The organism is Amycolatopsis sp. AA4, from assembly GCF_002796545.1.
Lineage (GTDB): Bacteria > Actinomycetota > Actinomycetes > Mycobacteriales > Pseudonocardiaceae > Amycolatopsis.
This window is the reverse complement of the sequence record NZ_CP024894.1, coordinates 6,006,186-6,019,910: the sequence shown is the minus strand read 5'-3', so window position 1 is coordinate 6,019,910 and position 13,725 is coordinate 6,006,186. Positions and strand designations below refer to the sequence as shown.

11 protein-coding genes and 1 pseudogene are annotated in these 13,725 nt (G+C 69.5%); 4 read left to right on the top strand and 8 right to left on the bottom strand.

The annotated features are described in order from the left end of the window. Positions 1–66 precede the first annotated feature (66 nt). Together CU254_RS27875 and CU254_RS27870 are read right to left on the bottom strand one after the other, a co-directional pair. Positions 67–888, bottom strand: coding sequence for a DivIVA domain-containing protein (locus CU254_RS27875; RefSeq protein ID WP_009081416.1), 822 nt, complete (start codon positions 886–888; stop codon positions 67–69). 118 nt (positions 889–1,006) lie between these two features. After that, complete coding sequence (locus CU254_RS27870) at positions 1,007–1,726, bottom strand: MgtC/SapB family protein (protein WP_009081414.1); 720 nt, start codon at positions 1,724–1,726, stop codon at positions 1,007–1,009. 83 nt (positions 1,727–1,809) lie between these two features. Here CU254_RS27870 and CU254_RS27865 point away from each other — a divergent pair, with 83 nt between their 5' ends. After that, the gene (locus tag CU254_RS27865) at positions 1,810–2,430 is read left to right on the top strand and encodes an L-threonylcarbamoyladenylate synthase (RefSeq protein ID WP_009081413.1); all 621 of its coding nucleotides are present in this window, start codon (positions 1,810–1,812) and stop codon (positions 2,428–2,430) included. A 969-nt stretch (positions 2,431–3,399) separates the two neighbouring features. Here CU254_RS27865 and CU254_RS27860 read toward each other — a convergent pair. After that, on the bottom strand, positions 3,400–4,947 hold the full coding sequence (locus tag CU254_RS27860) for an FAD-dependent monooxygenase (RefSeq protein WP_037715056.1): 1,548 nt from the start codon (positions 4,945–4,947) through the stop codon (positions 3,400–3,402). A 179-nt stretch (positions 4,948–5,126) separates the two neighbouring features. Between CU254_RS27860 and CU254_RS44830 the strand changes: the two genes are divergently transcribed. The 3 genes and pseudogenes from CU254_RS44830 to CU254_RS27845 all read left to right on the top strand — a co-directional run bounded on the left by CU254_RS44830 (position 5,127) and on the right by CU254_RS27845 (position 7,814). Next, a complete protein-coding gene (locus CU254_RS44830; RefSeq protein WP_050788298.1) occupies positions 5,127–6,152 on the top strand; it encodes a TetR/AcrR family transcriptional regulator in 1,026 nt (341 codons plus the stop codon). 35 nt (positions 6,153–6,187) lie between these two features. After that, on the top strand, positions 6,188–6,571 hold the full coding sequence (locus CU254_RS27850; RefSeq protein WP_037715054.1) for a YciI family protein: 384 nt from the start codon (positions 6,188–6,190) through the stop codon (positions 6,569–6,571). After that, positions 6,571–7,814: pseudogene (locus CU254_RS27845) on the top strand (RNA polymerase sigma factor). Before CU254_RS27850 ends, CU254_RS27845 begins: the two are co-directional and overlap by 1 nt. 546 nt (positions 7,815–8,360) lie before the next feature. On the opposite strand, the gene CU254_RS27840 reads toward CU254_RS27845, so the two are convergent. The 5 genes from CU254_RS27840 to CU254_RS27820 form a co-directional block, all read right to left on the bottom strand. Continuing rightward, entirely contained in the window at positions 8,361–8,756 is a 396-nt protein-coding gene (locus CU254_RS27840; RefSeq protein WP_009081404.1) for a nitroreductase family deazaflavin-dependent oxidoreductase, read from the bottom strand. 818 nt (positions 8,757–9,574) lie between these two features. Then, a complete protein-coding gene (locus CU254_RS27835; RefSeq protein ID WP_100266900.1) occupies positions 9,575–10,309 on the bottom strand; it encodes a thioesterase II family protein in 735 nt (244 codons plus the stop codon). A 28-nt stretch (positions 10,310–10,337) separates the two neighbouring features. Further along, positions 10,338–11,453: an exo-alpha-sialidase gene (locus CU254_RS27830; RefSeq protein WP_234392754.1), complete on the bottom strand. Its 1,116-nt coding sequence runs from the start codon at positions 11,451–11,453 to the stop codon at positions 10,338–10,340. A gap of 121 nt (positions 11,454–11,574) precedes the next feature. Further along, the gene (locus tag CU254_RS27825; RefSeq protein WP_009081401.1) at positions 11,575–12,624 is read right to left on the bottom strand and encodes an AAA family ATPase; all 1,050 of its coding nucleotides are present in this window, start codon (positions 12,622–12,624) and stop codon (positions 11,575–11,577) included. Positions 12,625–12,667: 43 nt separating this feature from the next. Continuing rightward, positions 12,668–13,705 carry an aliphatic amidase gene (locus tag CU254_RS27820; RefSeq protein WP_009081400.1) on the bottom strand — a complete coding sequence of 346 codons (1,038 nt, stop codon included), beginning with the start codon at positions 13,703–13,705 and terminating at the stop codon, positions 12,668–12,670. Positions 13,706–13,725 lie beyond the last annotated feature (20 nt).

The window sequence follows — 13,725 nt, the reverse complement described above, 5'->3', positions numbered from 1 at the left end:
TCGGAACGAGGTCAGTGTTCACCGGGCCGACCAGTAAGCAGTCCGCGCCTCGGCCGACACCGGTGATCAGCCAGTCGGGGCGGCCTCGGCGACTTCGGGCAGCACTGAGTTGCGTCGCTGGTTTGGCACCGGCGTGCCGTCCGGGGCGAGGTCGGCGTTCGCGGTTGCCAGAAGTTCGCGGGCACCGCGCAGTGCGGCCTTCACCCGTTGCTGGACGGCGACGAGTTCGGCGACTCGCTGTTCGGCGTCGGAGACGATTCGGGTGGCGTGGTCGGTGGCTTGGCGGACGCGCGCGTCGGCTTCGGCGCGCGCGGCTGCGGTGCGGTCGGCGATTTCGCGGAGCGCGTCGGTGCGGCGGTCGGCCAACGTGCGCGTGAGGTGCTCTTCGAGCCGCTGGCGTTCCTTCGCCGCCGCTTCGTCCGCGGCCTTGCGTTCTTCGACTGCGCGGCGCAGCAGATCTTCGTGTTCCCGCCGCTGCTGCTCGCGATCCGCGGAGACGGCTTCGACGAGCGCGCGTTCCTTTTCGGTGAGGCGGACGGCTTCCGCCTTGGCGTCGGCGATGATCCGCGCGGCGGTGTCCTCGGCGCGTGCGGTGATCTCCGCCGCTTCCTCGCGCGTCAGCTCGACCATCCGGCGGGAGCGTTCCTGCAAGGCGTCCGGCGCGATGGGGGTACGGCTGATCCGGTCGACCGTCGCGCGCAGTTCGCGATTGCGCTCGGCGAGTTCGGCCGCTTGTCGTGCCGCGGCGTCGCGTTCCGCGGCGAGGCGCCGGAATTCCGCCTCGACCCACGTGACGAATTCTTCCACCTGGCCGCGCTGATAGCCGCGCCAAGCCAAGTCGAAGGACGGCCGGACGGCCATCAGGTCCTCGCCACCGCCGGGGGCCATGCTCTCACCTCCCATTTGGATGGTTTCTCCTCGGCGCTCGTTTTTCTTGCCGCGCCGGGGTTTCCGCACTGCCTCCAGTGTGCCTGAAGTCCGGCGATCCGTGTGAACCCGGGGCGGGTCAATCTTCGAGCGGATCCTCCGCGCCCGTCGCGGTGCTTCGCACGCCGGGCAATTCGGCCAGTTCCGCCGTGAGTTCGGGAAGATCGCCGCGTCCCTGCAACAGCAGGGTGACGACCGCGATCCGTTGCCCCTCCTCGGAAACTGTCTCGCGGTCGACCGCCACCCGGTGGACCGCCCAACCCCGATCGGTGCAAGTGGCGAGCACGGCTCGCAATACGCCGTGCCCGTCGGCATAACTCAACCGGAGGATCGGCGGCTGCCGCCGATGGCGCGCGACGAACCGGGAAATCCGCGGGAATCCGCGAGTGATCACCACCAGCCCTGCGGTGGTCGCGACAGCCAGCACCGGCAGCCCGGCACCGCACGCGACTCCGACGGCTGCGGCGAGCCAGACGGTCGCCGCGGTCGTGAGGCCGCGCACCGCGTCGCGCCGCACGAAGATCAGCCCGCCGCCGACGAACCCGATGCCGGACACGATCTGCGCGGCGATCCGCGACGGGTCGAGCGCCACGTGCTCGATGCCGAGCAAATCGGCGAAACCGTATTTCGACACCAGCATGAAGACCGCCGACCCGACGCCGACCAGCGTGTGCGTGCGCAGGCCGGCCTGTTTGTTGCCGACCTCGCGCTCGATGCCGATCACCGTGCTCAGCAGCAGGGCGAGCAGCACCGGCGGCAGCAGTTCCCACTGTTCGCCGGTGGACCAGAGAGCATGCACGGACCTACCTCCTCGCCCGTCACTGTGCCCGGCCCCCGGAGAGCCCGCGCGCCCGGCCCGGCGGGCACGCCTAAGCTCGGGCAATGGCCCGCTACTTCGACGTGCACCCGCAGAACCCGCAGCGCCGCGCGCTCTCCCAGGTGGTCGACCTGCTGCGCGACGACGGGCTCATCGCCTACCCGACCGACTCGTGCTTCGCGCTCGGCTGCCGGCTCGGCAACCAGCAGGGGATGGAACGGATCCGCACCATCCGCAAGCTCGACCACCGGCACCACTTCACGCTCGTCTGCCAGGACTTCGCCCAGCTCGGCCAGTTCGTGCACATCGACAACGCGGTGTTCCGGGCGATCAAGGCCAGCACCCCGGGCCCCTACACGTTCATCCTCCCGGCGACGAAGGAAGTCCCGCGGCGGCTGCTGCACGCCAAGAAGAAGACCGTCGGCGTGCGAATCCCCGACCACGTCGTGACCCAGGAACTGCTCGGCGAGCTGGGCGAGCCGATCCTGTCGAGCACGCTGCTGCTGCCCGATTCCGGCGAGCCCCTCACCCAGGGCTGGGAGATCAAGGAAGAACTCGACCACGTCCTGGACGCCGTCATCGACTCCGGCGACTGCGGCGTGGAACCCACCACAGTGATCGACTTCTCCTCCGGCGAGGCGGAGGTCGTGCGGCACGGGGCGGGAGACCCGTCCCGGTTCGAATGAGCGGTGCGGTCATCGGTTTTGTCGCCTCCTGAATGGGTCGTAATTCGATCTTTATGCGGACGGTGTTTCCGGGTCGCTCGGCGCGACGGTTGTTGACGCGGGTTGCCTGACTCGACGGCTAACCCTGACGGCTTCTTGACGCGCCAGCCCTCGACGTGACAGCCGCCGACCTGGTCTGCGCGAACTGGACCTGGTCTGCGGGCACTGACGGCCACCGGCGACCGCGCCTTGAAGCGACCGCTCCTGGCTCGGATTGCTCGCGGCGAGGCTGCCGGCTCAGGTCGCGTGGCAGACGCGCACAGTTCGGCCCCTCTGCGGACCTAAGCACTCGTTCGCTTTGGCTCGGACTGCTCGCGGCGAGGCTGTCAGTGCAGATCGCGTGGCCAACACCCGCAGTTCGGTCCCTCTGCGGCCCCGAGCGCTCGTCGACGTAGGCCGCTTGAAGCGACCACTGCGGCTGGTCGGCGGATGGTTGTGCAGGTCGCTGGCGGACCTCCCTTCTGATGCAGACTGCGGTTGGTTTCTCCTGGCCCGAGACGCCGAGCACCCTCGGCGTCGACGAGCACGTTCCGGTGGCGGATCTGGGGTGCTCCGATGCGCGCACTGCGTGAAGCGCAGTGGGTGGCCGCTGCCGCGCCTCCTCGGCTCTGGTGCGCGAGGCTGTGGGCAACGCGCCCGGGTCTGACTCTCTCTGGCTTCCCGTTGAGGCGGACCACAGCGATCCTCGCTGTCGTCGGCTGCTCTTCTCCCAGCACGAGCCGCGGTAAGTGCGGGCTGGCACGGTGGCGTGGCTCGACCTGGTCAGGAGAGGCAGCCGCGGATCGCAACCGGTCGGTGCCGAAGCGGGCTGGCTGGTACCGGCACCCGGATCCGCGCGTTCAGGTGTGTTCGATCAATGCTCCTCTCTTTCGGCAAAGGCGTGGCAGATCCAGTGCGCGGGGCGGGCGAACCCGAGCACCGTCGGCGAGGTCACACGGTTGCCTCCGCTCGGGTGTGGAGGAGGCGGGACAGGGCTTCGGCAAGCGGGACCCCCGACGAGGAATGCCACCCGACGATGGCGTCCGGCCGGAGCAGCAGCGCACCGTCGGCAGGCAATTCCGTCTCGGCCAGCCATGCCTCGTCCGAGACGGGAACGACGCGGAGGCCCAGCCGGCTGGCCTCGGCTGTCCACCGGGCGTGGTCCGGTCCGCAGAGCAGGGCGAAACCAGGCATCGCCAAGTCCACTGTGGACGTCGTGCCGTCGAGCCAGGCGTGCGGAACTCGGGTGCCCGGACGACCGGCCGGGCCGTACCGGTCCTCCGGGGCGGGACCGCGTCCGTCCGGGATGAAGGCGCCGCGTTCGTATTGCACGCCGAACAGCGCGGCCAACGGGTCGATGCGTGGTGCGTCGTCGCTGGTGATCGTGGCGAGCATGGTGCCGAGATGGCCGCTCACCATGCTGGAGAACTCGGCCGTCGCATACCCGATCGGGTAGCGCTCCGCGTGGTAGGTGTCGAGCAGGGTGGGCGCCGCCCTGCCCGACAACACTGCGGCGAGCTTCCAGGCCAGGTTGGCGACGTCCGCGATCGCGGTGTTCGCGCCCGCGGCGGCCATTGGCGGCATCGCGTGCGCGGCGTCTCCGGCAAGGAAGACCCGGCCGGAGGAGAAACACTCGGCCACGTACATCCCTGACTCCCACTGCATCCGGCTCAGCACTTCGACCTCGAGGTCCGGCACGCCGATTACAGTGCGCAGCAGCTCGCGCCAGCCGTCCTCGCTCAGAGAGTCCGAGCCGGGGAAGTCGGAGGTGGAGAAGAGCCAGCGGTCGGTGCCGTTGACCGACACGAACGCGCCGGACGCCGCCGGATTCTCGATCCGGCACAGGTTGAACGGTTTGTCCCGGACCAGCTCGGTCAGGTCGGCGCGGAAACAAATGTCGAGATTGTCGGCCAGGTGCCCGTGCCCGCCGCGAGGGATGCCGAGCGTGGTGCGGATCGGACTGCGCGCGCCGTCCGCCGCGATCAGATAGTCCGCGCTGACCTGGTACGGCTCGCCGTCGATTGGGCGCAGTTCGGCGGTTACCCCAGCGTCGTCCTGCTCGAACGACACCAGTTCGGTGCCGAAGCGAACCGAAACGCCGCGCTCGACCGCGGCCTGCCGGAGCACCGGTTCCAGCACGTCTTGCGGGCACAGGACGCTTGGCGCTGGGCTGAGGTCGGGCATTTTCGCGTGCTGGGCGAACCGCTCGCGCATGTTTTCAGTGACCTTCGGCCAGGTCGCGTCGGCCAGGGTGGAACCGGAGAGCATTCCGGTGAACGACGCGAGCGGTGCGCTTGCTCGCTCGACCTCGTCCATGAGGCCGAGCCAGCGGAACACCTCGGTGCTGCGCGGGTTGAAGCGGCGGGCCTTCGGCTGCGGGGAAGTGCCAGCGTGCTTTTCCACCAGCACCGGCGCGACTCCCTCGCGGTGCAGCAGCAGTGCCGCGGTGAGTCCGGCGATCCCTCCGCCGCAGATCAGAACAGGAATTCGAGCGGTCATCTCATAACCCCCAGGGTCGTGTACGTTGTACATCTTGTGTACGTTGTACATGACGATGTACTGTGTACGCAAGCGGGCTGGAGACAAGGAGCTGAATGGGAGATCAAGGGCCGACACCGCCGATTTGGGTATTGCCTGAGCCGCCGGAGCGCGGATGGGGCCTCGGACGAGTCGACATCGTGAACGCGGCTGTGCGCCTGGCCGACCACGGAGGCGCGGAGGCGCTCACGATGCGGGCTGTGGCGAAGGAGCTGGGCGCGTCCACTCCGATGTCGCTGTACCGCTACGTGCACAACAAAGACGGTCTGGTGGACCTGATGCTGGACCTCGCGAACAGCGAGGTGCGCACCCCGGAAGTCCCGGGCGAGGACTGGCGGGGCGAGCTGACTGCCGTCGCGGTCGACACGTGGGCGATGACGAAGCGGCATCCGTGGTACGCGCGGCTCGTGCACCAGCGGCCGCCGGCGGGGCCGAACGCGAGCCGGCGGACCGAGTTCGTGCTGGCGACGTTCGACCGGCTTGGCCAGGACCTCGCGTCGGCGCTCGGGTACGCCCGGCTGCTCGACGGGTACGTCCTCGGTCAGGCGCTGCAGTGGGCGGAAGAGCGGGCGATGTGGCAGCGCAACGCGTTCGTCGACGTGGTGGACGTGCAGCGGCACGCGCGGGCTTGGTTCGGCGATGTCGCACCCGAGGACGGGCCGTATCCGCTGCTCGCACGGGTGCTGGGGAGCTTTCTGGCCGAGGGGCACGAGGCCCCTGGCGAGGCTGCTGACGCCGGCGCGGGCGGTGCGGGAGCGGAAGCGGAGCCGGATGCGTCTGGCGGGGTGACCGGGGCTGGTACGCCGGGGGCTCGGTCGGGTGCGGAGGCGGCCGAGCGCGAGCGGTTCGCTGAGGCGGACCGTGCGGGCACTGGTTCCCGCGAGGCGGCTGAGGCTGGCGCGGCGACGGGCTCCGGTCGAGCGGGTGGGGCTAGCGCGGCTGGGACGGTCGATGGAACTGGCCAGCCGGCCGGGACCGGCCGGGCGGCTGGCACGGGCCGGATCGCCGGGCCGGGGCAGGTGGCTGACTCGGGCCGGGCGGTGTCGGGCCAGGCGGCGGACGCTGCTGGCGCGCGGAAGGTGGCTGAGGCGGCAGCGGCCGAGGACGCGCAGTTCGAGCTTGGCCTCGAATGTCTGCTGGACGGCATCGCCGCGCGGCTCCGCTAGGTTGGTCGCCTGAACCGGCTGCTGGGGAGGACGACGTGAAGTTCCTGCTGACGATGCACATGAACCCCGACGTATGGGAGGGGCTGAGCGAGGAGACCCGACAGGAGGTGATGGACGGGCACGCGGACTTCATCGCCAAGATCCGCGCGTCCGGCGAGATGATCAGCACGCAGGCGCTCGGCGGGCCGGAGGACAGCGCTGTCGTGCGGGTGCGCGGCGGGGTGCCTGCGGTCACCGACGGTCCGTACGCGGAGTCGAAGGAGTTCCTCGCCGGGTTCTACCTGGTCGAATGCGAGAGCCGCGATCGGGCGCTGGAGGTCGCCGCGATGATTCCCGACGCGGGGATCGACGGGCTCGGCATCGAGGTCCGGCCGGTCGTGTTCTTCGCTGACGCGGAAACACAGTCCGAACTCGGCTGATGGCGGACGTCGGCGAGCTGCTCCGGCCGCTCGTGCCGCAGGTGCTCGGGACGCTCGTGCGGCGGTACGGGCAGTTCGAGGCGTGCGAGGACGCGGTCCAGGAGGCGCTGGTCGCCGCGGTCGAGCAGTGGTCGGCAGGCGAGGTGCCGGACAACCCGCGCGCCTGGCTGCTGACGGTCGCCACGCGCCGGTTGACCGACCTTTGGCGCAGCGAGAGCGCTCGGCGACGGCGCGAGGAAACCGTTGCGGTGCAGGACGTCGCGCTGACCGCGGTCGTGGCCGGGCCGGAGGACGAGCAGCCGCCGGCGCAGGACGACACGCTCACGTTGTTGTTCCTGTGCTGCCATCCGGCGGTGACGCCCAGCTCGCAAGTCGCGCTGACGCTGCGCGCGGTTGGCGGGTTGACGACTGCCGAGATCGCACGCGCGTTCCTGGTGCCGGAGGGCACCATGGCGCGACGGATCACGCGGCGAAGGAAAGCGTCGCGGCGGCCGGTTCGACCTTTACGCCTCCGTCCGCAGAGGATTGGCCCGCGCGGCTGCAGGTCGTCTTGCATGTGCTGTACCTGATTTTCAACGAGGGATACACGGCGACCTCGGGTGAGGATCTGCACCGGGTCGAACTGTCCGAGGAAGCGATCCGGCTGACCCGGGCCGTCCACTCGTTGCTGCCGGACGATGGCGAGGTCGCGGGGCTGCTCGCGCTCATGCTGCTAACCGACGCCCGACGGCCGGCGCGCACCGGGCCCGACGGAGCGTTGACGCCGCTCGCCGATCAGGACCGTCGACTGTGGACAGTGCCGTTGATCGTCGAGGGCCTGGAGCTGGTGAACCGGGTGTTGGGCCGAGGTCCGGTGGGGCCGTACCAGGTACAAGCTGCCATCGCGGCGCTGCACGACCAGGCGGCGGGCACCGACTCCACGGACTGGGCGCAGATCCTGGAGCTGTACGGCCTGCTCGAACACCTCGCGCCCGGCCCAGTGACGACGCTGAACCGGGCGATCGCGGTCGCGATGGTGCACGGACCGGAGAAAGCGCTGGCTCTGCTGGCCACCCTCGAGGACGACGCGCGCCTGAAGCAGGGCCACCGGTTCGACGCGGTTCGTGCGCATCTGCTCGAACTCGCTGGCGACACCGCGGGTGCGCACGAGCACTACCTGCGCGCGGCGAAACGGACGAGCAGCATGCCGGAACGCCGATACCTCCAGGCGAAGGCGGCGAAGTTCCTGCCGCGCGGAAGGTAGCTGGCGGGGCGTGACTGAATCTTCGGTCCGGTCGCGCGGCGGCCGCCCGGGTGGAGGACCTGTGGCGATTGCTGGGGTCTCCGCGAGGTGCCGAGGGAAGGCCGGCCGGTTAAGTGGCTGGGTGGAGCGCTGGTGGTGGCCGCCGCGACTGCGGTTCTCCGCGAAGTGTCGGAATGTGAAGCGGCCGGAGGGCGGACAGGCCGGTCGGGTGGTCAGCTAGGGGCTAGTGGTGCTTGCGGGACGGGGGAGTTCTGCGAGGTGCGATCGGGCGGAAGAAGGGCCGGTTGGCTGGGTGGACTGCTGGTGGCGGCTAGGACCTGGTGTTCTCCGCGAAGTACCCGAGCGAAGTGCGGCCGGTCAGGTGGGCTGGTGGAGGGCTACGGGCGGGGGCTGGGCGGGGATTCCGCGAGGTGTAGCTGGCGAGGAGAACCGCGAGGTGCAGCTAGCGAGAAGAACGGCCAGTCAGGCGGCCGGGTTCGTGGGTTCCAGGAGGAAGACCCGGATTTCGCGGTGGGCGGCTCGTTCGGCGTAGCGGTTGTAGGCGGGCTAGTAGGAGGCGACGGCGTCCCACATTTCCTGTCGTTCGGTGCCTTCCAGGAGGCGTCCTCGGACCGGCAGGGTGCGACCATTCACTGAGACTGTCGCGTTGGCGTCGGACAGGAGGTTCGCCGTCCACGCGGGGTGGTTTTCGCCGCCCCAGTTGGAGCCGATTACCACGTAGCCGCCGGAGCGTTCGACGTACAGCAGCGGGACCTGGCGGGGTTCTCCGGTCGTCCGGCCGATTGTGGTGAGCAGGAGGGTGCGCAGCCCGACCGCCGCGCCGACGCCCAGGCGGCCGCCGGTGACGCGGAGGAGGAGGCGATCGGCGGGCATCATCGCTTGGCCGAACGCGGCGAATGCCTTGCTGCGTCCTAAACCGGTGAACATCCTGCGCAGTTCCATGGGCGGCAGCCTACGGGGTGGGGGAGCGGGGCCTGGTGGGATGGCGGAGCAGCCTTGGCGGGGTCGCGGAGCGGAGACTGGCGGGTGGCGAAACGGAGCCTGGCGGATGGCGAGGAGGGGGCTTGGCCGGGTGGCGAAGAGGGGGCTTGGCGGGCGGCGGAGCGGAGACTGGCGGGATCGCGGTGCAGAGCCTGGCGGGTGGCGAAACGGGGCCCGGCGGGGTCACGGTGCGGGGCTTGGCGGGGTGGCGGAGCGGGAGCCTGGCGGAGTGGTGGAGAAGAAGCTGGCGTGGCGGCGGTGCGGAGCCAGGCGGAGTCGCGGTGCACAGCCGGGTGGGTGGCGGAGCGGAAGTTGGCGGGTGGCGGAACGGGATTGGCGGTGGCGACGATGCGGGCTTGGCGGAGTCGCGGTGCACAGCCGGGTGGGTGGCGGAGCGGAAGTTGGCGGGTGGCGGAACGGGATTGGCGGTGGCGACGATGCGGGCCTGGCGGAGTCGCGGTGCAGAGCCCGGCGGGATGGTGGAGCGGAAGCTGACAGGTGGCGCAGCGGAAACTGGCAGGGGTGGCGGAGCGGAAATTTGGTTGGCAGCCGAAACACCGTGGCGCGGACTGGAGCGCCAGTGGTCGGCGGCGAACTTCTTCACCGGACCGCCGCGATGGTCCGGGTCTGGAATGCGTGCGCGGCCACGGCGAAACGCGCGCTGTCCGGGGCCGCCGCAGAAGGCATGCGGAAGGTCGGGACAGGTCTGCGGAAGGCCGAGATAGACGTCCGCAACCCGAGATGGGGAGTAATGGGCGGGCTGCGGAGGGCAGAGAGACCTAAAACCCGCTCGTAGTCAGTTTCAGCAACGCGTCCGTGAGAGCCGCCGCGTGGTCCGCCAGGTAGAAGTGGCCGCCTGGGTAAGTGGTCAGGGTGAAGTCGCCGTTGGTGTGGGCCGACCAGGCTTGTACGTCGGCCACGGGGGCGTGCGGGTCGGCGTCTCCGGTGTGGGCGTGGATGGGCGCGGAGATCGGGCCTGGGCTCGGGCGGTAGGTCTCGATGGCGGTGTAATCGGCGCGCAGGGCCGGCAGGAACAGTTCTCGCAGTTCGGGATCTCGCAGGACCCTCGGGTCGGTGCCGGCGAGGCCTTCGATTTCGGACAGGAGGCCGTCGTCGTCTTGGAGGTGGACTCGTTCCCGCACCAGGCGGGACGGGGCGCGGCGGCCGGACAGGACTAGTGCTTCCGCGGGCGTGCCTCTCGACTCGAGGCGCAGGCCTACCTCGTACGCGAGCGTCGCGCCCATGCTGTGGCCGAACAAAAACACCGGCAGGTCCAGCCACGACAGGAGGGCTTGGGTGACGCCGTCCGCCAGTTCGTCGATGGTGCGCAGGGCCGGTTCGGCCATCCGGTCTTGCCTGCCGGGGTACTGCACCGCCAGGACGTCGACGGCGGGGGACAGCGACTTCGACAGCGGATGGAAGAACGGGGCTGCGCCGCCCGCGTGCGGCAGGCACACCAGACGGGCGGGGGCGTCGTCGGCGGGGTGGAAGCGGCGTAGCCACGGGTCCGTCATGCGGCCGATTTTACCGGGGACCCCCGTGTCACAGGGGCAAGCGGCGGAATTCGATCCGTTCGTACGCGCTGGTGACTCCGGTTTCGAAGAGGACGCCGACGGTGAAACGGTCCGGCTGCACCAGGTCGGAGTAACCGGCGGGGGCGTCGGCGACCACGGTGGACGGCTGCCAGGTTTTGCCGCGGTCCGCGCTGGTCCTCAGCTGCATCGTGTGGCGGGCCGTGGGGTCGGACGGGCCTGAGTAGAGGAGTACGCGGCGGTTCGTCGTTTGCAGGACGCTGCCTTCCACCTTCGGACCGGACAGGGTGGGCTGCACTTGATACGGGCGGGTCAGGGTCCGGCCGCCGTCGGTGCTGTAGGCGGCTAGACGATGATCCGGAGCGGAGCCTTGGTTGCGGCTCGAGAAATAGACGGTGCCGTCCGGCAATTCGGTGGCGGTGGTTTCGTTGGGGGCGAGGACGCCGTCGGTCGGGTCGTCGGTGAAGCCGATGCGCCAGGTGCGGCCGTTGTCGTCGCTGTACAGGTCGTGTCCGCCGTAGTACTTGGCTTCCGTTCCGACGTCCGTCGAACCCGCCGGGGGCGCGCTGGAGTGGTTGGCGGGCACGATGATCCGTCCGGCGTGGCGGCCGTGCTGGAGGAGGGTGGCGTGGCCGGGGGCTGTGGCGTACCAGCGCCAGGACGGGAGTTTCGCCGTGGCGGTGATGTCCGCGGCGGGGGTCCACGTGCGGCCGTTGTCTGGGCTGCGTTGGACGAAAACTCGTCGGGTGTCTTGCGAGGACACGGTTCCGGACATGATGGCTTTTTCGCTGACAGGTCCGTTGTGGACAGTCAGGAGGACGAGGTCGCCGTTGCGGGCTACGACCGGCGTTGGGTTTCCGGCGGTGGCTTCGCCGTTGCTGTCGACTACGCGCAGGTCGCCCCAGGTGCAGCCGCCGTCTCGGGAGGTTTTGGCGACGGTTTGGATCGCGCCCGAGTCGCCGGGGGAGTCGCGGCGGCCTTCGGCGAACGCGAGGAGCGAGCCGTCCTTCGCGCGGACTGCCGCGGGGATGCGGAAAGCGTGGTAGCCCTCCGTGCCGGAGACGAACGGGGTCGATGAGGTGCACCCGCTGTGCGCGCTGGCCTGCGGGGCTGGGATGACGCTCAAGATCGTTGCGGCGAGCGCAAGCGTGACTGTTCTCGGGAGCACCGGGGGACCGCCTCTCGCTCCGGACGTGGGATGTCCGACGTCCTATGTCCGGAGAACTTAGAGAGGCGGTCGCGCGGCGTCAAGACTCCGGATCGGTGGCGGTCGCGCGGACGGTTCCGGTCGCGGCGGTCGCGGTGATCCGCAGCGGGGCCGTGCCGGTCGGGCGCACTCGCATGATTTCGGCGGCTACCGGGGCGGCCAGGTGGGTGCGGAGCGTTCGGCGCAGGCCGCGGGCACCGTAGACCGGGTCGAAGCCTTCATTGGCTAACAGGCGGACGGCGGATTCGTCTACCTGGAGGTCGACGCCGCGGCGGCGGAGTCTCGCGCGCAGCAGGTCGGTTTCGAGGCGGGCGACTTGTTCGATGGTGGTGCGGTCCAGTTCGTCGAAGATCACCGTTTCGTCGATGCGGTTGAGGAATTCCGGGTCGAAGAACGACTGAAGGGCTTTGTCGACGACCGCTCGGCGGGTGTGGCCGCGGTCCAGAAGCGTGCGCCAGCGGGAACCTCGGCGGCGGGCGAGTTCTTTTGAGCCCAGGTTTGAAGTGAGGAAGACGAAGCTGTTGCGGAAGGAGATCTTCTCCTGACCGTTCGCGAGGCGCAGCATTCCGTTGTCTAGGACGCCCAACAGGGCGCGCAGGACGGTGGGGTGGGCTTTTTCCACCTCGTCGAAGAGGACGATTCCGGGCGTGTACGGGTCACCCTCCACCGTGGAGCGATCGAAGACGGTGAAGGCTTCTTTGCTTCCCGCGTACCCGGGCGGCGCGCCGTTGAACGAGGCTGCGTAGTGTTCTTGGGCGAGCGAGTTCATGTCCACCCGGCACAGATCGTCCGGGCCGGAGCGCAGGGCGGCGGCGACTTGGCGCACCAGTTCGGTTTTGCCCACGCCGGTGGGGCCCAGGAGCAGGACTGTCGCGGGTGGACGGTCGGGTTCGGTCGCGCCCGCGCGGGCCAGGGTGATCGCGCGGACGACGGCGTCGATGGCCGGGTCTTGGCCGAGGACGCGGCGGCGCAGGCGTTGCGCCAGGGCATCGGGGGTGTCCGGAGTGGACGAAACCGGGGCGGCGGCGGCCGGAGCGGCTGGCTGCCGGTTCCGGTTCTGGTCGTGGTACCTGTCGGTGATGAACGGCATGGTGTCCTTTCCCTGAACCGAAAAACCGGCAGCCAGCGGGGAATCAGGCCTGCTTGGTCTTCTCCGCGGGCAGCTGGCCGACCGGGCATTCGGCGACGCCGATCGTGCTGCGCGTGATGGCCTCGACGTTTTCCTGCGCCTTCTGCGCGTCGGTGACCCACGTGCGGTAGAACTCGAACGGGCAGTCCGCGACGCCCTTGTCGCCGTCGCCGGCCGCGTGCACGCCCGAGTAGCCCCGGTGCAGCAGCTTGAACAGGTGGTTCTGCGACTGGTCGTACTCGCGCGCGTCCCGGATCGCCGAAAGCGACAGCTGGGCGAACTGGATGCCGTATTCCTCCTCGCCGGTTTCGCCGAGCGTCCGGCCGTCGAACCCGATGATCGCGGAGTGGCCGAAATACGAGTACACGCCGTCGAATCCGGCCGCGTTGGCGACCGCGACGTAGCAGTTGTTCGCCCACGCCATGGCTTTCGCCATCAGCACCTGCTGGTCCTTCGCCGGGTACATGTAGCCCTGGCAGCGGACGATCAGCTCGGCGCCCTTCATCGCGCAATCCCGCCAGATTTCCGGGTAATTGCCGTCGTCGCAGATGATCAGGGAGATCTTGAGGCCCTTCGGGCCGTCCGTGACGTACGTCGAGTCGCCCGGGTACCAGCCCTCGATCGGGCACCACGGCAGGATTTTCCGGTACTTCTGCACGATCTCGCCGTGGTTGTCGATCAGCACCAGGGTGTTGTACGGCGGTTTGTTCGGGTGGTCCTCGTGCTGTTCGCCGGTGATCGAGAAAACTCCCCACGTGTCGGCCTCGCGGCAGGCGGCGGAGAAGATCGCGGTTTCCTCGCCGGGCACGGTCGCCGCGGTGTCGTACATTTCCTGTTCGTCGTACATGATCCCCTGCGTCGAGTACTCGGGGAACACGACGAGGTCCATTCCGGGCAGGCCGCCCTTCATGCCGACGACCATGTCGGCGATCTTGCGCGCGTTGTCCAGCACCTCGGCCTTCGAATGCAGCCGCGGCATCTTGTAGTTCACGACCGCGATGCCGACCGTGTCCGGGCTCGAGGAAATGTCGCCGTGTCGCATGGGAGTTCTCCTTCTGGGTG